Consider the following 17,198-nt stretch of genomic DNA (forward strand, 5'->3'; position numbering starts at 1 on the left):
TAAGGGAGCCCGCCTTGGCGGGCTTTTCTGTAACTAGGGTGTGGTAGCCGTGGTTGATTGCGACCAGGAAGCTGTTGGTACGCATAACAAAATCGGCCCTCCGAACAAAAACTCAGAGGGCCGATTTTCATGTCAGGTATGGTCATTCGGGACGTTCACGGCTTATTCGGCTTCGTCGTCCCAGGAGCCGCTCCGCGAGGTGGCACGTTTCTCGTCCCATTCAGCGCTTGCCTGCGCCCAGTGCTCGTGCTCCTGCCCATCTGGGTTTCCGGCCAGTTCCCAAAGTTCGTATGCCCTTCGGGCAACCCAGTCGTCGCGTTCGGTTTCCATGCTTCCTCCCTTAGCTGCAGCGGGACCGCGCTTTCCTGCGCGGCCCCGGTTACATTACGCGGCCTTCTTCGAACCCTTGGGGTTTGCCGATGTTTCGCCGAGCTGGGTCAAAAGCTGATCGGTCTCGAGCTCTTCCTGCAAGGTTGCATCTAGCAGCTCGACGACTTCGGTCAGGCCAAGCTGTTTCGCCCAGCTTTTCAACGTGCCGTAGCGGGCAATCTCATAGTGCTCGACGGCCTGCGCGGATGAAATTAGGCCGGCGTCCAGAGCAACAGACCCCTTGAACTCGTCCATGATCTCCTCGGCCTCCGAGATAATCCCTTGGATGGCTTCACAGGTCTTGCCGCGTGCTGGCTTGCCGATCAGTTCAAATACCTGCTGTAGGCGTTCGATTTGGCCTTCTGTCTGCTCCTTGTGCTTCAGAAAGGCCGCCTTGCCTTCCTCGGACTGTGAGGCGCGGGCCATTTTCGGCAATGCCTTCAGGATCTGCTTCTCGGCGTAGTAGATATCCTTGAGCGTGTCGAGAAACAGGTCGTCCAGTGTCTTCTCTGCCATGATAGTTCTCCTGAGTTACGGGAAGCCGGGCACTTCGATGCCCTGCCGTGTGCGGGCCGATAACGTGATCTCGCAGACGTTGTTCCGTCGTAATAGGGACGCTGTGTCTACGGTACGTTGTCGTACAAAACCCATTGCTTCTGGTCGTTGCTTAGTAGGATGGCGAAGGGCCGAGAGGCTGAGCTCGGCCTGTCAAAAGCAGACGCTTTCCGGTTCGGATGAGGCCTAGACTTCACTCTTTGGTAGCTTGCCTTTGGCGTCACGCAACCCATCCTCAGCCGCTTTCTCCAGCTTTTCGCGATCTTTGTCCGCGACTGCGGGATCGCTGCGGGCGGCGTCACTGGTCGGATCGGTCTTGTCTTCAGTCATAGTGGGCTCGTCCTTTCGGTCAGATCGTTTCGGAACCCCATTCGTATCCTAGCGCTTTGTATCCTTGCTGCTCTCCGATGGATTGAAATTGATGTCCCAATCCTTTTCGGGGCCTTTTTGACCCGGCGGGACCTTATGCTCCGTCGCGTCCTCGGATCCGGTGATTACAGTTGGCTTAGCGCTATGGACGCCTGATGCATGTGGATCCGCCTGGGACGGCGCGTATTGACCTTTTGCATCGTCTTCCGGATTGGCCATTTTTTCCTCCATTTGGGTTCACATTGAACGGTCTGGGCTACTTAAGGTCACATCAACGCGTCATGCCCCAGACGAAGCCGATGACGGCGGCGATACCAACCGCCGGCAATGGCTTGCGACGGATGCGCTCCTTCAGGTCAACGAGGACATCAGAGGCCTGCGCCTTCGCGACGCGCAATGTTGCCGAGCCGATCTCGCTGGCGCTCTCGCGCAGGCGCGCTACCTCCGCCTTCAGAGCTTCGAGCTCTTCGCGGGAAGATGCAAATGTGGTCCCATCAGTCTGCTCCGGCTCCCTTGTCGCGGCCAGAGCCTTATCGACGAGCGGCGCGTCCGAGCCAAAGCTAGCCTCCTGGGAAGGAGACGGCGCGATTCCGGTCGGAGTTGAGGCTGTTGTCGCCGAGACCGGGTCGGAAGCCGGGAATGTGGCCTTGAGACCATCCTCCAGTTCAGATCCAACTTCACGGGACTGCCGGGCTTGCTCTTGATCAAGAGCTTCGACTGCGGGGGATTTCGGCGGGGTCATTGGTGTTCCTCCTGGGTTGCATCCACGAACACTTGCTGAGGCGTAAGGTTCCGTTTGTTTCAATCATCGTCGGTCAACGAAACCAGCCGCTCTTCCCCGCGTTTGTAGCTGTGACCTCAGGAAACAGGAGCGAGCCTCATGGCTGACGATAGCACCACCACCATCCGCGCTACGTTTGATACGCGCGAAGCAGCAGACCTTGCCGTCGAGCACCTGGTGCAGCAACACGGGATTTCGCGCCCGGACATCTTAATCCAGTCTGCGACCGATCGAAACACAACGGGCTCCAAGCCTTCCGGTGGCGACGCGTCGCACGATTGCCGATCACGCAATGACGCCGCGCTCGAAGGGGAAATCGAGGTCTCGGCTGATATCGCTTCCGACCAGATTGCGGCTGTTCAACGCAGCCTCGGTGACGCGGGCCCGATCCGCGTGTCTGCACGCTGAAAAGTTTTGTGGGGCCGCCATAGTGCTGGCCCCACTCGTTTGCACATCAATGCGTTGAAGATGAAAAACCAGAAACCTCGGTAGTTTATTGCGATCCAACTATGGGTCGTCGGTTCGAATCCGCTCAAGGCGGCGAAATGACACCTGAAATTCTTTGAAGTACCTCGTCAGATATCGGCCACATTTCGGTCAGGCCATTCGAGCTCAAGACTAGCGTCATCGTCCGATGGTAGGCCTCCCACACAACATCGATCGGATATTCATCGATCTGCAGCTCGAACGTACCAGGCGCATGCGGTTCACGCATGCCTGCAAGCTGGAAAGGTTGAAGGATGGTGATGCTTTTCGTGGTGGTTTTCATGACCGTGATCCTTTTCGACAACACGGACAACCCATCGGGTCGGAGGGGCGATAACAGTAACGAGGCACTGTAGGGTCATCAAAGCCCACGGCTACCAGAGTGGACATGCGACCGATCCCGAAAGGGCGAAACCACCGCTCCTCGCCTATCGGCCTGCGTTTCTGAGGAGGTCAATTTCCTTGGCGATCGGACCGAGGAGCTTCCGCAATCTATTCTCCTCGACCCGATCGAGCCGAAACCGTCTGGCGAAGTCGCTGACGAGAACCATTTTTCCTGTGCTCGGTACTCTGGTTCCTGGAATGCTTGGCTGACGCATGATCATATCCTTTAGGAAGACACTCTGCTCAACGGAAATCCTGTAAGCTCAGGGAGATGGCACTTATTTGCGCTTTCGAGTAAGCACTCGCGGCCACTTTCAGAATTCTGGGCCGCAACGCGTCGAAGGAGGTCAGATAGTCGCTCTCGCTGGCATTCCGGTGCGATTTCTCACAGGCGAGTACCTCGGTCGCCAGATAGAACTTTACCTCGAACATTCCGTCATAGCCACTGAATCGGACGCATCGGTTCTTGTCATCAAAACTCCGAGCTTCATTTGGAAACCTGACGCCCATCAACGGCCACCTTCATCCCGCCACCGGTCGATGGCGTCTTCCTTCGACGAGCGTCCGAACCGGGCGCCGACCGTTGAAGGTCGGCTCCGCCGCGTGAGCGCTTCCAAAAGGCTGGCTTTGGTCCTGACCCCATCGCGAAATTCGGAGGTGAGAAAAATCAGTGCGTCGCGCTTCATGTCGGAACTCGCCTCGGCTTCCACACCCCGAAGGCCGGCGGTCCTCAAGACGTCCCGGATCAGCTTGAAGCCGGCTTTTTCGATCTGCGTGATTGCTGCTGGATTGGAAGACATGCTGTCCTCCTTTGTTGGGGCAAGGTTCTGCACCCTTGGCGACAGCGCCCTGAAGACATGCCGTCACTACACTGTAAGTCGTGCATTTATATTCGATTACAAGGCTGGGTCGTGGTAATTGATCGCCAGCGAAACCGCGATAAGAAGGAGGCTGGGTCGCTCGTCGCATTCGAATTGCAGCCTCACGCATCTGACCTGCCGGAGAGCAGGTGGGGCTGGGCTTTCAACAACATGGAATTCGCGGGCCTGTTTGTCGCCAGCTACCCGGCATTGATGGAAAGCAATGCTGCGAGTTGTTCGAGCTGTTCCGGTAGTGCTGAAGCAGAACCGAGCATGGCTTTCTCAAGCGTCTCTTTGGATGGGTAGACTTCGTGGAAGCTCAGTAGCGTCTTGTCGCCCTGGTCCGAGAAGGACACGGTGGTGACCGCACCTTCTTCGCCTTCGTCGTTGGTCCAGACGATGCGCTCATTCGGCGTCACTTCGAGATACTTGCCGTAGAAAGCCATGGTGTCCGAACCACCGGCGCCGAATTCCAGCCTGTACTTTCCGCCGGTGCGGACGTCCATGCCACACGATACAAGCGAAACGCCGGAAGCGGATTTCGGCACCCACCAGAGCTGGAAAAGATCAGGCTGGCTCCAAGCCCTGTAAACCAAGCTCGGCGGCGCGTTGAAAATCCAGGTTACGACAAGTTCGCAATCTCCTATGCGGCTAACATAGACGCGGTTCTGATTACTACCCGCAAGTTCCGCTTGTCCGTTCATGTCTCCCTTTCTTTTTATTTCCCGGATAATTTTTGCAGGTGCAATTCAGGCCTCGCGAGCCTTTAAAACCGTACAGTAGCCTTAGGTGCTCGGGAGCTTTCAACCGTCAAGTCCACTGACGCGGTATATATTCCTGCAAACTCAGACGCTTAGACTTTTCTAAAGGATAACAGTGGCCCGAATCTGTTCAAGAGCTTTCCTATTCGCACGCATCATATGCCGCCTCATGGAACACCGTTTTCGCACGGAACACCGCCCCTTGAACCACACTAATCTCTCTGCTGGATACTTCCAGCTTTACGTCATGTCGCAACTGCACGAAAAAGCCCGCCAAAGGCGGGCCGTTTTACTGTCTCAGCGAAGGCGAGGCTATTTGCCCACGGCTTTCTTTACCGCGTCTTTGGCATCGCCTTTGGCCTGCTGCATGTCGCCCTTGGCTTCCTGCGCAGCGCCTTTAGCCTGAAGCTTATGGCTGCCGGTTGCATCACCAACAGCCTGCTTCGCCTTGCCGGTGAGCTCGTTGGCTTTTCCAGAAACTTTATCAGCGGTAGAACCCATTTTTCGATCTCCTCTTAGGACGGAAACGCACAGACTACCGAGTCGCTATCCGGTCAGAACGCCGGGAAAGTCCACCAGTTGACCGCTTCACGATCCGCTTGAGTAGAGAACACTTTAGCCCGCTCTTCGTTCCAGATGCCAAGCCGGAGCAGGGCATCAATCTCAAATGGGAACGCGGCTAAGGCTGAACGTTAGCTGCTTTTTTCACGACCTCCTATGAGATGGCGCGCGATTCGCGGCCAAGGTCGCGCCTAAGCTCAATCATCGTAGCTTTTGGGGATGCCCATGTATATCCGTCCGTCAGACGAGGCATGATTTGATGCTGTCCAGCAGTGCTCCCGGCGCATGAGGCTTTGGGATGAAACGCTCAGCGAATGTCAGCTCTTGCTGCTCAAACGACCAGTTACCCGAGGTGAGGATGATCCTTATGGGCGGCCAACGGTCTCGAACCAATTTGGCAAGTTCAACACCTTCGGCCTCGGAAAACAGGTCAATGTCGGTGAGCATGAGACGAATATCAGGCTGTGTTTCCAGAACGCCGATCGCTTTTGCAGCATTGTCGGCTTCAAATACTTCGTATCCCGCCTCTTCAAGTTCCTCGACCAGCAGGAACCGTGAGACAGGATCGTCCTCAACGACAAGAATGGTCTCAGCACTCGGCATAAATGGTAACGCCCATCGGTTACTTCGTACGGTATCGTACGCTCAGAACTGGTCACGGCGATATCGGTTCCCTAGCTGGTCCACAGAGTTGTGGCGTAGTCGTCAGAACAGATCGTGGATGATGAGGCCCCTCCGGAGCCAACTCCACGGACCAGGTTGGGGAGGAGATGAGGGTGCCACTCAAAGCGAAGCGGCCGATCAGTGATAATCGGCCGCTCCGCATTTCGAACTCATATCGCTCCGGAGTTTGCTTTCCACAAACAATCACCGCTCAGGCGAGGGCTCGGCGGCTTCGGCCCCTGGTGAAGATCCTTTGGTGGTCGGCTCGGCCGTGACGGTTTCGGCGTGCGACTGTCCAGCCTTGTCTATTCGGGCGCGGTCACGTTCCACGGTTTCACGAGACCCTTCTGCTGGGTCTTGCTCAGGATGATCGTCGGAGCCGGTTGAGGCGTCGCCGCGCATCGCTTTTTCGATACCTCGTTCGGCTTGCCTCTTTAGTTGTTCGCGCGCGCTATCGGCCGTCTCGGGATCTGTCCGCGACGCATCGCTTCCAAGATCTTTGTGTTCGTCTGTCATATTCGGTCTCCTCTTTTCGGATTCAGCGGTCGCTGATGGAAGGAAGATGGAGGATGATCTCGCGCTGGGCTTTTTCATCCAGTGGCTCAACCTGCGCCTCCCAGAACTCCGCTGCTTCCGCAGGCTCGACCTCCCAGCTCCGGGTGCTGACGATATTGTCGTCCACTTTCGCAAGATGGCGCCCGCCCAGACGCAAATACTCCACGGCAATCTGGTGGGATAGGGTCTCCACGTCGTCTTCGCCGAGCTGATGCTCGACTTCATCCTGTGATTGACCGAGAACCTGCAGGAGCGCTGCGTGTTCGGGTTTTCCTGCTCGATCCTTCAGGAAATCGGCGAGCGGCGTCCTGCTCTCATGCCCTCCGGATGGTTCGTTCCCCATATGGAGGACAACTGTCTCGCCGCCGCTCATATCCAAAGACCAACGATCGCCGTTGGCGCTTACGGAAAACTCTTTGATTTCGCTCATATCTGGTGGTTCCTTCTGCTGCCGCAGGCAGCACTGGTCACGACCCTAACTGCGCAACTAAGATAAGAGTTGCGGAGACATCGGTCGAAAGTGGTTGGGCACTCGCGATACGCGGACATGCCAACAATTGCTGCGCGAACCGGTCTGTCGCGCAGGACGCCATAGCCCACCAAACCCCACCATGCAGGCTGCAAATATCCGCGACTGGAACGATTTGCGAAACCGAGGATCCTTAATAGTGATGCCGTAAGATCCGCTCGTATCGTTGATATGGCGCATCGCGCCCGGGCTTCAATGGCGCGCTGAAACTAAAGGTTGACTTTGTGCGCATTGTCTCTAGTTTTGGTTTTATCGATCTTTTGCTTGCTAAGCTTTGGTTACCGCGCGATTAGCACCGCGTTTTGAACGAACCTTCCTTTCAAAAACATCGCTATCTCCATCCGCGCAACGCAGGTTTCGCGGTCGATCAATCCTGCTTTGAAAGGGATCATCATCATGACCACAGGCACAGTAAAATGGTTCAACTCCACCAAGGGCTTTGGCTTCATTCAGCCTGACAACGGCGGCGCTGACGCTTTCGTCCATATCTCGGCCGTGGAACGCGCCGGAATGCGCGAGATCATTGAAGGTCAGAAACTCGGTTACGAACTCGAGCGCGACGTGAAGTCGGGCAAGATGTCGGCCTGCAACCTTCAGGCTGCCTGATTTTAAAGCGGTTTCGTTCTTGACCACGGATGTACTGGCACTGACGAGACCGAGTTAGCTAAGAGGCCAGGCGAATAGCCTGGCTTTTTTGTTGCTTACGCTGAGTGCGCACCCTCCACAGGATCCTATCCATGACAGAGACCTATTCCAAACCCCGGCAGCAGGCAGAAATCGCCTTCAGTCATACCCAATCGCAGTTTCTCGCTCGTAATCATGCAGTCGAGGGAGTGGACCCAGTTGTCCAGGCGCGCGAGGCGAAAACCACGCGCTTACGAGGGGCGCGCATGGCGAAGGAAGCACACAACATTTCAAAAGATTCCGACGGTATGATCTCGGGCGGCCGCTAGGACTGAGATGGAAGGTTTAGGCATTGCCGGATCACGACGAAAACGCAGAGTGGAATTCAAGTCAACTCCAGCGCGCCATAAAGGCTGCGGGGGTGGCTTTGTGGACATGGAATGTCGATACCGACGCGTTCGTGATGGATCGACGCGGGTACGAACTTTGGGACGTCAGGATTGATGGCACCCTGTCCTTTGAGGATCTGTCGGAAAAAATACACCCGGCTGACCGGGACCAAGTAAGAGCGGCATTCATCGCAACACGTGCGGTCGTTGGACTTTATGAGATCGATTTTCGAATACTATGTGGCCCCGATATCCGCTGGGTATCGGCGCGCGGACAAGGAAACGACGAAGACATCTTGGCCCGATCAATGACCGGGATTTTTCTCGACGTGACATCTCGTAAGCAGGCGGAAGAAGGACACGAGCTTCTTGCAGGTGAAATGAGCCACCGGGTGAAGAACCTGCTCGCCATCGCAACCGGCCTCACGCAGATTACCTCGCGGTCCGCAAGCTCGATAACGGATATGACCTCCCAGCTAACCCAGCGCCTGACCGCGCTAGGGCGCGCCCATGACCTTGTTCGACCATTACCTGGAGATCAGGGGAAGGCGGCGCTGCTTGGAGATCTAATTACGATCCTGCTTGCGCCATACGAGGAGACCGCTGCGTTTTCTGGGCGCATCAGAGTGGCGGTTCCGCGCATGGGCGTCGGTGAAGGCGCGGCAACAGGGCTGGCGTTGGTCATTCACGAGCTCGCGACCAATTCGCTGAAGTACGGTGCATTATCGTCAGCGACTGGGACGCTGGATCTCTCGGGCAAAAATGCCGGCGAGGACGTGGTTTTGACATGGACAGAGCAGGGCGGTCCGGAGGTCGTCGCTCCTGATGGGAACGGCGGGTATGGCAGCCGACTGCTCAAGCGAACGATGTCCGCTCATCTGGGTGGGACGATAGCATACAACTGGACACTGAGCGGAGCTCAAGTGACGCTGACCATCGATGGGAACCGTCTCTCCGTCTGACTGTTGATCTAATCGTCATTCATTCGTCTTGCATCGGCGTCTGCCGAGGACGGGAGCTCGATTTCCGTTGGTGGGATGCGGCCAGAAGCGCCGATGATGCCAGCCTCCAAAAATCGAGCGGCAACCTCATGGGCAAGAGCTACCGCGGTCGCCATAACCCGCATCTGGACGTTAGTGAACAGGAAGTGGATGGCTTGCTCGCCGAACATCTAGAGTTTCGTCCGCCGTCCTGGCCTACATGACTTCGAAGCCGGCGTCTTTCAGAGCATTGATCACCTTCGCGCCGCTGAGCGAATTCAGCGCGTTAGCGCTCCTCAAATAACCGGGTCGAAGGTTCTGATCCCTTCAAGAGCGGACCAATCCAGGAAGCTGCAAACATACGAGGTTGCAATTTCGCGTTACAAACCGTGTGCTCTTCGGGGCGATCCGACATCCTTCTCAACGACGTGGGTCAGTCTTCCTCTAGCCGTCTCGCATCTGCATCCGCGCAAGCGGCTATGAAATGAGACCGGGAGATTTCGGGATGAACACCGTTGGTGAGGGCGTGCTGACAGAGATCGAAAGCGCGCCAGTATATCGGACCGGACCTATGGCTCAGGGTTTTCATATGCCGCAGGGCGTCCGCGGGACCCGAGATTGTCTTGGTCAAAAGCGGGCCATCGCCGACATAGACGGGGGACTTCCAACGCACTGTGAAGTCGACTGCGACTAATCCCATCGCGTCCTCATGAGGTTGTAGACTGACTGATGGGAGGTCATGCAGGGAGCAACGATAAAGTGCTAGCCGATGAAAGTTTCCGGTCCGCGATGTCGACAATTTCGGATGTTCTTTGAGGTTTGCCGAAGATGCACGAAAGCGTTCCAAGCACTTGTATGACCCCTACCGAGTCGCATCTGTAGAAGATTGTTTGTGCGTCCCGTCTGGTCTGTACCAGGCTCGCACCCCTGAGCTTCCCGAGATGTTGCGAAAGGGCCGATTGGCTGAGCTCCGTCATGACGGCAAGCGAGCCGACTGAAACCTCCTCCTTGCTGATGATATCCAGTATCAGCATTCGCTTGTGGTTGGCCATGGCGGACAGCAGTTCGGCCGCCTTCGCCAGGAAGGTCTCCGAGTGTATGGTTGTCGGCATTGGTAGCTCCGGGCGCACAACATCCTCCCCATCATGGGACAGGCACGTCTGCGGGATATACGAAAGCGCCATCGAGAACCGCTGTTCTCGAGAATGGCCGCAGCTGAGCGGCGAGGCATACACAGTCTCACCTATCGTGAGCATATGCAACATAAGTGTTTTAGGCAGTGTCCCCATAAACGGGGTTCATCTTATTGACGGTGTGTGATTCATATGTGGAACGGCCCGGTTAGCAAGGTGTTTTCCTCGTAAGTCTCCATCGGACGGTGCATTCATATGTTCGGCCTGTTGATGCGGTATAGACCGCTGGCCACGATGAAGTCCGCAATGTCGATCGCCTAATCAATCTCACGCGCACTACGGCGCCCTGAATCACACGGTCTGATCGATATTGAGGTTGCGTTCCGTTGGTTCATCACGCTGTTGTACCTTGCCGCTATCCCGACGCCTGACGCCGAGAATCCCGTCTACGCTTTCATCATGATCGCCGGAGTCTGATATGTCCCACCTTTCACGAGAAGCGCCCATATCGTACGCGCTATTTTGTTAGCCAGCGCTACTGCTGCGACCTTATAGGGCCTCCGCTCCAGCACAGAGGCGATCCAGGCTGGTAGTTTCGCTCCTCGTCGAGCCTGCTTCAGGATCGACGTCGCGCCAACAACTAACAATGTCCTCAACTGTTTGTTGCCACGTTTCGATATTTTACCAAGCCGCTCTTTTCCCCCCGCTGGAGTTCGCTCTTGGCGTGATGCCAATCCAGGCAGCCAAGTCGCGCCCTGTCCGAAAGCCTGCGGGGTCGGGAACTGAAGCCCGGACAGTCGCTGCAATGATGGGCCCGACGCCTGGGATCGTTGTCAGACGGCGAGCGGCATCATCTGCTTTCACTGCGGCGACAATCTTGCTGTCGAGCTTTTCGATCCTCTCCGTCAAGATTTCGATTTGCTCAGCCATTTCCAAAAGCGCCACCCGAGCTGAAGGGGGAAGTCGATGATCCTCTTCGTCACGTACGATGACAACGAGCTTGGCGATGCTGGGCATCCCGGTTGCGGCAATGATGCCAAGTTCGGCCATGTGGGAGCGCATGGCATTTGACATCTGGCTGCGCTGCCGGACTAGCAACTCTCGCGTCTTCAAAACCATACCGGCGGCTTGTTCTTCTGCGGATTTAACGGGTACGAAGCGCATTGTCGGACGCGTCACCGCCTCACATATGGCCTCTGCATCTGCGGCGTCCGTTTTATTTCTTTTCACGTAAGCTTTCACATAGGCAGGTGGCATCAGACGAACCGTATGACCGAATGCTCCGATCGCGTTCGCCCAATAGTGGGCGGTGCCGCAAGCTTCGATACCGATCAGGCAAGGCTCGATGGAGCGGAAAAAATCAAGCACCTGCGAACGCCTCAAGGAACGGCGAACCGCGACTTTTCCATCTCCAGTCACGGCATGGACCTGAAAGATCGACTTGGCTAAGTCAAAACCGATTGTGGTAATCTTCTCCATGGAACGGTTCCTTCAAAAGTGTGGTGATTAGCGTCCCCACAATAGGCATCCTTGATGCCGGTTCGAAGGGCCGTTCCACACCATCAATCTCCCAGAAAGGAGATTGCCATGCGCCGTCACGAATTGAGCGACGAAGAATGGGCCGTCATCGCACCACTGCTGCCGAGCAATAGCCGTGGTGTTGAACGCGTCGATGACCGCCGGGTGATCGACGGCATCCTTTGGCGTTTCAGGACTGGTTCGTCCTGGCGAGATGTGCCGGAGCGTTATGGCCCACGCACGACGCTTTACAATCGGTTTTCCCGCTGGCGCAAGGCGGGCGTCTGGGATCGTCTTCTGGACGCGGTTTCAAAGCGTTACGATGGAGACATCGTGATGATCGACAGTTCTTGTGTTCGCGTTCACCAGCATGGTGCCAACGCTAAAAAGGGGGCTCTGCCGATCCTTGCATGGGACGTTCTCGTGGCGGCCTGACGACAAAAATACATGCTCTTGTCGATGCAGGCGGCAGACCGGTTCGGCTGGAACTCACCGCTGGCCAAGCTGCCGATTCACCCATGGCTGAAAAACTGTTGAGCGACCTACAACCCGGCGCGACGATCCTTGCCGACAAGGCATACGACACCGATGCAATTCGAAACTTTGCCAAGCAACACAAATGCTGGGCGAATATCCCCGCAAAGGCCAATCGAAAGCAGACATTCAGCTTCAGCCGCTGGGTCTACCGTCAGCGCAATCTCGTGGAACGGTTCTTCAACCGTATCAAGCAGATGCGGGGCCTTGCGACGAGATATGACCGGCGCGCTGACAATTACCTCGCCGCCCTCAAACTTGCGGCGACGAGGATATGGATTGCATCAGCTAATGAGTCCGTGTCCTAAGTCCAGCATTGCACATCCATTCGACTTGCCTTTCATTTGTGCACATACCTTTGCCAGATTGTTCCGCGATATGTATACATCTCGCATTCTGTGCCGACATTAAGGGGAGCGGCATTCTGTTGGAAAGGTGTTGCTCCGTGGGTGAGGTGCAGGCGTTACAAAAACTTATCGCCGGGCTGAAGCGCACCGGCGGTAAAGTAGAGATGACACCCGATCAGAGACGAGCGAACGTAGAAAGCGTTCTTTCGAAGCTTTCAAAGTTCATCCGGCACCACGAAGATAAAATCTAGTGGTCGCGATTAATCGCAGGAATGTTGTTGTCGGCTCGAAACGAATGATTGACTGCAACGCCGCCGGTGAAAAACGATGGGACTCCGTCAGGATCACGTAGACATCTACCATACGCTGACACCTGCTTCAGGCGTCCATTGACCGTCACCCTATAATCAATTGTGCCAAAGCGACCATTCAATATCGATGCATGTGTAGCGCGAGCGGCGCGCTCTTTGTCTTCATTCAAAAGACAGGCGATTATGCGCTCGATCTCCATGCCTTTCGTTAGTTCATCGGGGTCAAGATCGTATATCTCAGCATATGTTTCGTCAGCAAAAAGCAAGTTGTCAGGCACTACCCAAGTGAACAGTCCAATCTTCGGCAAGATCAAATTGCTTTGAACGGCAGACCGCATTACATCAACCCCTTCGTTTATGAAGAATTGAAGCTTAAGTCCTTAAACTTTGACACGTTCCAAGCGGTGATTCGCAAGTCTTTGTGATCAGTTTTACGTCCTGAAAATGAGTTGAATGCTCATGGCTGAGTGCTATCTGAGTGAGTTAGCTTGGCACCTTCGCCGCAAACTATGAGCTGCTGACAAACGCCCGATTGAAGTCGCGGGTTTCGCACTAGATTAGGTGGCTATCCAGCGGCTTCAGCATAGCTTTCAGCTCGTCTGTGCCGCGAAAACCAGCCAGCCATAAATCGAATAGTTCTCGCGCCAAGTCTTGCAGTCGTGGATCGGCGTTATCGATGCCGCGATCGAGTCGCGTTTCTTCAAGCACATTTTTTAGTGTTGCTAAGTGTGACGGCTCGATCGCTTCAAAAGCTATAGAGTACATTTTTCGCCCCATTTTCGCCATTAGTAGCAGAACAGGCGCTACCTGAAACGTGCGAGAAGTTGTAATCGCTCGTTGGCACGGGACATAAAAAAGGGCCTCTCTATGGAGGCCCTTTCGCTCGACTGGAGATCGAGTATTAGAACTTGATCGCGATACCAGCCTTTACGACGTGCTGGTCGAGGTCGATGTTGAGGACGTCGACGTCCTTGTCCCCGAAGTCGTTGTAACGATATTCGCCACGCAGGATAACGTTGTCGGTGACTGCGAAGTCTACACCAGCGCCGACGGTCCAACCATGGAAGGTGTCTTCATCGTCGCCGACCGGGGTCTCGACGTAAGCGTTCGTTGCAGTCCAGCCGCCAGCAGCGTAAACGAGCGTGCGATCGAATGCGTAACCGACGCGACCACGAACCGAGCCTGCCCAATCCGAGCCAGCGTCGAGGTCAGTAACGCCGAGCACGTTCTTCTCTTCGTTCCAGTTGTAGTCAACGTCGCCTTCGATACCGAGAACGAAGCCGTTGCTGAGCTGCCAGTTGTAGCCAATGTAAGCGCCAGCAATGCCGCCGTTGAAGTCTTCGTCGATGCTTCCACCGCCTGCGCTGAAGTCAGCCTGACCCCAACCGAAGCCCCCAGCGATACCGACATACGCGCCGTCCCACGAGAACACAGACGTCTCAACCGCAGCCGGGGCATCCGGGATCATCTCAACAGCATCGGCAGCGTAAGCTGCGGTAGAGGCGCTGAGCGCAAACGCGGTGATTGTAAGAACCTTGAACATTTTTAGTCTACTCCATGACTTTACAACCGATAGGTAGAGTAGGGGTAGACATTAGTCTGTAGTATTTCGGCAACAATCTCAGTTGTTTAAAGATAGTGCGAATGAGACCATAGGCTCAGTTCACGAAGCGTCTGCGGATAAGGGCTTCGTCCTCCGACCCGTCGAATTCGTCAATCAGTCTATCGACGATCTCAAGAGCATCTTCTGAGGTTGGGTCAATGCCCCGTGCTGCGCACAGTAACTGGTGCACTCTCACGAGCTTCATAAGCTTATTGAGCGGACTCACTGTAATCTTGGTCATGGCTGTCGATGCAGATCGCGCCGATCATTACTCTAACGATCATCGCACGTTTTTGTAGGAAAGGGGAGGCCCGGTGGTCGACGGGGGACGGGGCGGCGCACCGGGCCTTATTGGCTGCGGGGACAAGCAGCGTGGATAGAATGCAGTGGGGAGGAGTTGGTTCCGGCGAAACGAATAGGGTTCGGAAGCCGAAGCCGCCGAACGCCAAGTATGCAGGAGCCGCTTGATTTATGCCGCCAGCGCAGCAGATGCTTTTTCAAGCGCCTCGGAGCTAGCGCGAAACAGTTCGTCGCCCTTGTCGATTTCGCCTCGCAGGTAATTTTTAATAGCCTCTTCAGCTAGGAATTCGACTCTGTTCACCCATTCGAGGGCGGTCGCATTGCTATCACTAGCCATGGCTTGAGTCCGCAAATCGATGGCAGATGCTTTGTGTTTGGTCGCGGTTGAGACGCGGAATTCAATATCAGTCATTGTGTGTTCTCTCCTATTTTTATGTCATTTATCTATCAATCGAGCGCGCTGACGTATTCCAGTAGCCGCTTCTTGTTCTGGGCGTGGTCCATCGCGGCTTTCAGAAAGCCGTACTCTTTGCACCACTTGATGATTTTGTCGTAGTTGGCAAAAAACTCGTCACGGGCTTTGCGGTCGTAGACGAGGGTTTCTGTATGAGTCATTTTCATTTCCTTCAGAAGGAAACGATGACGCTTCATAATGTAAGGGTGGCTCTCAGAGCCTCGCGTTGGTCATGGTTACGGCTGGGCCGATGACCGTCATGTGCGTCTCTCCGGCATAAACTTCAAACTCCGTGCGAATGCCGTCATGAGAGCCGTCGAGGCGGTCGGCCATCTCGTTTGCGAGCGCCGCCGTTCTGGCCGCTTTCATCTGCTCGCGGCGAGATGCGGCATCCTTGTTGCGCTGTTGGAATGGCGCAAGCGTATCGCCTTCATATTCTCCGGCGCTGAGGTGGAGAAACGGTGCGTTCCCCGGTACCGTCCGGCGACGTGACTCGTTGTTGAGAATTTCGCTGTTTTCCCAGAATGGACGGGCTTGCTGCTATCCAGTTGGCAAACAGCGCAGGGCGTTCGAAAAGGGAATAGAGGGTGAAAAGCCCTCCAAACGAGTGGCCGAACAGCGAGCGTCGCGCCGGATCGAGGCGAACCATGCTGGACAGCCGCGGGATGACTTCATGTTCGATGAAGTCCAGCAGTTCCCTGGTTCCACCGATACGGACCGGCGGCCCACCCTCGACATAAGGTGGATAGGATTTCACCGGCGGTGGTCCGAGATCCCACGCGCGCCGCATTGCATTGTACGGCTCATCCGAGGGATATCCGATCGCAGCAATGACGCCCCAGCCGACATTCGTGCCGCCGGGATATGGGGCCTGTGTCATAAGGCTGGCCACGGCGAAGGGGAAGGTGGCGTTGCCATCGGTTGTCATTAGAAGTGGCCAGCCTTGCGAGGGTGGCTCCCCTGACGGCACGTAAAGGAAAATGCGATAGGGTTCACCCCCACGAGAAGGCGCGATATCGAATTGAACCGTCCCCGGCATTACATAGGATTTTGGGGTGTCAGACATTTAGCCTCCAGCCAGACTTTGGCTGTTGCTAGACCAGCGGTTGGTGTGGCGCAAGGCCAGTGCTCACTTGTTCAATGCAAGCTAGGCGAAGTATCGCGCACCGGTTCATTTCATATCAAGAGCTTTGCTTAAGTGCCCCAGTCTGAGCAAATATTTGGTTTCCCTTTTCTACATATCGATATCGGCTTAGGTCGACAGTTCGAATCTACTCAAGAGCGAATAACAGTCCGGTGTTGGAGGATTGACAACTTCAATATATCCATTATTCTGGATACATGGAAAATATCAGCGCGATAGCGGCCCTCGCGGCCTTGGCACAAAACACCCGCCTCGAGACATTTCGGTTGCTCGTGCGGCACGAACCGGATGGAATTCCGGCTGGCGAGCTCGCCCGGCTCCTCGATGTCCCGCAGAACACGATGTCGGCGCATCTTGCGACTTTGTCCCGTGCCGGACTGGTTAAGAGCGAGCGCCAGAGCCGATCGATCATATATCGGGCTGATCTTGATGGTTTTCGCGACCTGACGCTGTTCCTACTCAAGGACTGCTGCGGCGGTTCGACGGAGCTTTGCGCTCCCCTGATCGCAGAACTGACGCCATGTTGCGCGCCGGGAGCAAAGCCATGTTGAGCGCGATCGCATTGCACGAAGTGGCCGGTAGCGACGCTCGTCTTCGCGAAGCGCTTCGTGCCGCAGATCTCCCGACCGATGATATTGAAGACGAGGACCGCGCCTTCTTCGAAGCAGTCTCAGGCGACGGCCAAACGATCGGATATGCCGGCCTCGAGCGCTGCGCCGGCGATTACCTGCTGCGGTCTGTTGTCGTTCTGCCGGCACATCGGAGTCATGGGTTCGGCCGAGCCATCGTCGAGGCAACGCTGCGAGACGTCGATGGCGATGTCTTCCTCGCTACGACGAGCGCCACGTCGTTCTTCTCGAGCCTCGGGTTTTCAGAGGTGCCGCGGACCGAAGTGCCGGCCGCCGTGCTCGCGACCCGTCAGCTTTCCTCCATCTGCCCATCGTCGGCGACCATCATGAAGCTCAACAGGCCTCCGACCTAACACGGA

At 55.8% G+C, this 17,198-nt stretch carries 28 protein-coding genes and 2 pseudogenes; 8 read left to right on the top strand and 22 right to left on the bottom strand.

Features of this window, described 5'->3' with window-relative positions:
- Positions 1–162: 162 nt before the first annotated feature.
- From AC0JZ4_RS20860 to AC0JZ4_RS20880, 5 genes are all read right to left on the bottom strand, one after another.
- Entirely contained in the window at positions 163–330 is a 168-nt protein-coding gene (locus AC0JZ4_RS20860) for a DUF2934 domain-containing protein (RefSeq protein ID WP_471888402.1), read from the bottom strand.
- 54 nt (positions 331–384) lie between these two features.
- The gene (locus AC0JZ4_RS20865) at positions 385–888 is read right to left on the bottom strand and encodes a YciE/YciF ferroxidase family protein (protein WP_471889055.1); all 504 of its coding nucleotides are present in this window, start codon (positions 886–888) and stop codon (positions 385–387) included.
- 222 nt (positions 889–1,110) lie between these two features.
- Positions 1,111–1,254, bottom strand: coding sequence for a hypothetical protein (locus tag AC0JZ4_RS20870; RefSeq protein WP_471888403.1), 144 nt, complete (start codon positions 1,252–1,254; stop codon positions 1,111–1,113).
- Positions 1,255–1,302: 48 nt separating this feature from the next.
- Positions 1,303–1,512 (bottom strand): hypothetical protein, encoded by a 210-nt coding sequence (locus AC0JZ4_RS20875; RefSeq protein WP_471888404.1) that lies wholly within the window; start codon positions 1,510–1,512, stop codon positions 1,303–1,305.
- A 52-nt stretch (positions 1,513–1,564) separates the two neighbouring features.
- Positions 1,565–2,035: a hypothetical protein gene (locus AC0JZ4_RS20880; RefSeq protein ID WP_471888405.1), complete on the bottom strand. Its 471-nt coding sequence runs from the start codon at positions 2,033–2,035 to the stop codon at positions 1,565–1,567.
- Positions 2,036–2,173: 138 nt separating this feature from the next.
- On the opposite strand from AC0JZ4_RS20880, the gene AC0JZ4_RS20885 reads away from it, so the two are divergent.
- Positions 2,174–2,482, top strand: coding sequence for a hypothetical protein (locus AC0JZ4_RS20885; protein ID WP_471888406.1), 309 nt, complete (start codon positions 2,174–2,176; stop codon positions 2,480–2,482).
- A 124-nt stretch (positions 2,483–2,606) separates the two neighbouring features.
- Here AC0JZ4_RS20885 and AC0JZ4_RS20890 read toward each other — a convergent pair whose 3' ends face one another.
- From AC0JZ4_RS20890 to AC0JZ4_RS20925, 8 genes are all read right to left on the bottom strand, one after another.
- On the bottom strand, positions 2,607–2,843 hold the full coding sequence (locus tag AC0JZ4_RS20890; RefSeq protein WP_471888407.1) for a hypothetical protein: 237 nt from the start codon (positions 2,841–2,843) through the stop codon (positions 2,607–2,609).
- 344 nt (positions 2,844–3,187) lie between these two features.
- Complete coding sequence (locus AC0JZ4_RS20895; protein WP_471888408.1) at positions 3,188–3,454, bottom strand: DUF1488 family protein; 267 nt, start codon at positions 3,452–3,454, stop codon at positions 3,188–3,190.
- Positions 3,454–3,744, bottom strand: a complete 291-nt coding sequence (locus tag AC0JZ4_RS20900; RefSeq protein WP_471888409.1) for a hypothetical protein — start codon at positions 3,742–3,744, stop codon at positions 3,454–3,456. The genes AC0JZ4_RS20895 and AC0JZ4_RS20900 overlap by 1 nt, the downstream gene beginning before the upstream one ends.
- A gap of 260 nt (positions 3,745–4,004) precedes the next feature.
- On the bottom strand, positions 4,005–4,508 hold the full coding sequence (locus AC0JZ4_RS20905; protein WP_471888410.1) for an SRPBCC family protein: 504 nt from the start codon (positions 4,506–4,508) through the stop codon (positions 4,005–4,007).
- Positions 4,509–4,877: 369 nt separating this feature from the next.
- Positions 4,878–5,066: a CsbD family protein gene (locus tag AC0JZ4_RS20910; RefSeq protein ID WP_471888411.1), complete on the bottom strand. Its 189-nt coding sequence runs from the start codon at positions 5,064–5,066 to the stop codon at positions 4,878–4,880.
- Positions 5,067–5,366: 300 nt separating this feature from the next.
- The gene (locus AC0JZ4_RS20915) at positions 5,367–5,729 is read right to left on the bottom strand and encodes a response regulator (RefSeq protein ID WP_471888412.1); all 363 of its coding nucleotides are present in this window, start codon (positions 5,727–5,729) and stop codon (positions 5,367–5,369) included.
- A 264-nt stretch (positions 5,730–5,993) separates the two neighbouring features.
- Positions 5,994–6,305 carry a hypothetical protein gene (locus AC0JZ4_RS20920; RefSeq protein WP_471888413.1) on the bottom strand — a complete coding sequence of 104 codons (312 nt, stop codon included), beginning with the start codon at positions 6,303–6,305 and terminating at the stop codon, positions 5,994–5,996.
- A gap of 22 nt (positions 6,306–6,327) precedes the next feature.
- Positions 6,328–6,774: a hypothetical protein gene (locus AC0JZ4_RS20925; RefSeq protein WP_471888414.1), complete on the bottom strand. Its 447-nt coding sequence runs from the start codon at positions 6,772–6,774 to the stop codon at positions 6,328–6,330.
- 495 nt (positions 6,775–7,269) lie between these two features.
- On the opposite strand from AC0JZ4_RS20925, the gene AC0JZ4_RS20930 reads away from it, so the two are divergent.
- The 3 genes from AC0JZ4_RS20930 to AC0JZ4_RS20940 all read left to right on the top strand — a co-directional run bounded on the left by AC0JZ4_RS20930 (position 7,270) and on the right by AC0JZ4_RS20940 (position 8,848).
- Entirely contained in the window at positions 7,270–7,479 is a 210-nt protein-coding gene (locus AC0JZ4_RS20930) for a cold-shock protein (protein ID WP_471888415.1), read from the top strand.
- A gap of 131 nt (positions 7,480–7,610) precedes the next feature.
- Positions 7,611–7,826, top strand: a complete 216-nt coding sequence (locus tag AC0JZ4_RS20935) for a hypothetical protein (protein ID WP_471888416.1) — start codon at positions 7,611–7,613, stop codon at positions 7,824–7,826.
- Between the two features lie 23 nt (positions 7,827–7,849).
- Positions 7,850–8,848 (top strand): sensor histidine kinase, encoded by a 999-nt coding sequence (locus tag AC0JZ4_RS20940; protein ID WP_471888417.1) that lies wholly within the window; start codon positions 7,850–7,852, stop codon positions 8,846–8,848.
- Between the two features lie 8 nt (positions 8,849–8,856).
- Here the strand turns inward: AC0JZ4_RS20940 and AC0JZ4_RS20945 are convergent, their stop codons facing one another.
- From AC0JZ4_RS20945 to AC0JZ4_RS20955, 3 genes and pseudogenes are all read right to left on the bottom strand, one after another.
- Positions 8,857–9,057: a hypothetical protein gene (locus tag AC0JZ4_RS20945; protein WP_471888418.1), complete on the bottom strand. Its 201-nt coding sequence runs from the start codon at positions 9,055–9,057 to the stop codon at positions 8,857–8,859.
- A 546-nt stretch (positions 9,058–9,603) separates the two neighbouring features.
- The gene (locus AC0JZ4_RS20950; protein WP_471888419.1) at positions 9,604–9,978 is read right to left on the bottom strand and encodes an ArsR/SmtB family transcription factor; all 375 of its coding nucleotides are present in this window, start codon (positions 9,976–9,978) and stop codon (positions 9,604–9,606) included.
- A 467-nt stretch (positions 9,979–10,445) separates the two neighbouring features.
- A pseudogene (locus AC0JZ4_RS20955) lies at positions 10,446–11,478 on the bottom strand (IS110 family RNA-guided transposase).
- 108 nt (positions 11,479–11,586) lie between these two features.
- On the opposite strand from AC0JZ4_RS20955, the gene AC0JZ4_RS20960 reads away from it, so the two are divergent.
- Together AC0JZ4_RS20960 and AC0JZ4_RS20965 are read left to right on the top strand one after the other, a co-directional pair.
- A protein-coding gene (locus AC0JZ4_RS20960; RefSeq protein WP_471888420.1) for an IS5 family transposase occupies positions 11,587–12,359 on the top strand; the annotation gives its coding sequence in 2 pieces (ribosomal slippage) (positions 11,587–11,923 and positions 11,923–12,359; 774 coding nt in all).
- Between the two features lie 137 nt (positions 12,360–12,496).
- Positions 12,497–12,649 carry a hypothetical protein gene (locus tag AC0JZ4_RS20965; protein ID WP_471888421.1) on the top strand — a complete coding sequence of 51 codons (153 nt, stop codon included), beginning with the start codon at positions 12,497–12,499 and terminating at the stop codon, positions 12,647–12,649.
- Here the strand turns inward: AC0JZ4_RS20965 and AC0JZ4_RS20970 are convergent.
- The 6 genes and pseudogenes from AC0JZ4_RS20970 to AC0JZ4_RS20995 all read right to left on the bottom strand — a co-directional run bounded on the left by AC0JZ4_RS20970 (position 12,646) and on the right by AC0JZ4_RS20995 (position 16,132).
- The gene (locus AC0JZ4_RS20970) at positions 12,646–13,047 is read right to left on the bottom strand and encodes a PAS domain-containing protein (RefSeq protein ID WP_471888422.1); all 402 of its coding nucleotides are present in this window, start codon (positions 13,045–13,047) and stop codon (positions 12,646–12,648) included. The two genes, AC0JZ4_RS20965 and AC0JZ4_RS20970, sit on opposite strands and share 4 nt — an antisense overlap.
- 214 nt (positions 13,048–13,261) lie before the next feature.
- Positions 13,262–13,474 carry a hypothetical protein gene (locus AC0JZ4_RS20975; RefSeq protein WP_471888423.1) on the bottom strand — a complete coding sequence of 71 codons (213 nt, stop codon included), beginning with the start codon at positions 13,472–13,474 and terminating at the stop codon, positions 13,262–13,264.
- A 136-nt stretch (positions 13,475–13,610) separates the two neighbouring features.
- The gene (locus AC0JZ4_RS20980) at positions 13,611–14,252 is read right to left on the bottom strand and encodes an outer membrane protein (RefSeq protein WP_471888424.1); all 642 of its coding nucleotides are present in this window, start codon (positions 14,250–14,252) and stop codon (positions 13,611–13,613) included.
- A gap of 529 nt (positions 14,253–14,781) precedes the next feature.
- On the bottom strand, positions 14,782–15,024 hold the full coding sequence (locus AC0JZ4_RS20985; protein ID WP_471888425.1) for a hypothetical protein: 243 nt from the start codon (positions 15,022–15,024) through the stop codon (positions 14,782–14,784).
- Positions 15,025–15,059: 35 nt separating this feature from the next.
- Positions 15,060–15,227 carry a hypothetical protein gene (locus tag AC0JZ4_RS20990; protein WP_471888426.1) on the bottom strand — a complete coding sequence of 56 codons (168 nt, stop codon included), beginning with the start codon at positions 15,225–15,227 and terminating at the stop codon, positions 15,060–15,062.
- Between the two features lie 52 nt (positions 15,228–15,279).
- Positions 15,280–16,132 (bottom strand): annotated as a pseudogene (locus AC0JZ4_RS20995) (alpha/beta hydrolase).
- 275 nt (positions 16,133–16,407) lie between these two features.
- On the opposite strand from AC0JZ4_RS20995, the gene AC0JZ4_RS21000 reads away from it, so the two are divergent.
- Together AC0JZ4_RS21000 and arsN2 are read left to right on the top strand one after the other, a co-directional pair.
- Positions 16,408–16,761 carry an ArsR/SmtB family transcription factor gene (locus AC0JZ4_RS21000; protein ID WP_471888427.1) on the top strand — a complete coding sequence of 118 codons (354 nt, stop codon included), beginning with the start codon at positions 16,408–16,410 and terminating at the stop codon, positions 16,759–16,761.
- Positions 16,755–17,192: an arsenic resistance N-acetyltransferase ArsN2 gene (arsN2, locus tag AC0JZ4_RS21005; RefSeq protein WP_471888428.1), complete on the top strand. Its 438-nt coding sequence runs from the start codon at positions 16,755–16,757 to the stop codon at positions 17,190–17,192. Before AC0JZ4_RS21000 ends, arsN2 begins: the two co-directional genes overlap by 7 nt.
- The last annotated feature ends 6 nt before the right edge of the window (positions 17,193–17,198 follow it).

The sequence above is a fragment of the [Rhizobium] kunmingense genome, assembly GCF_977018605.1.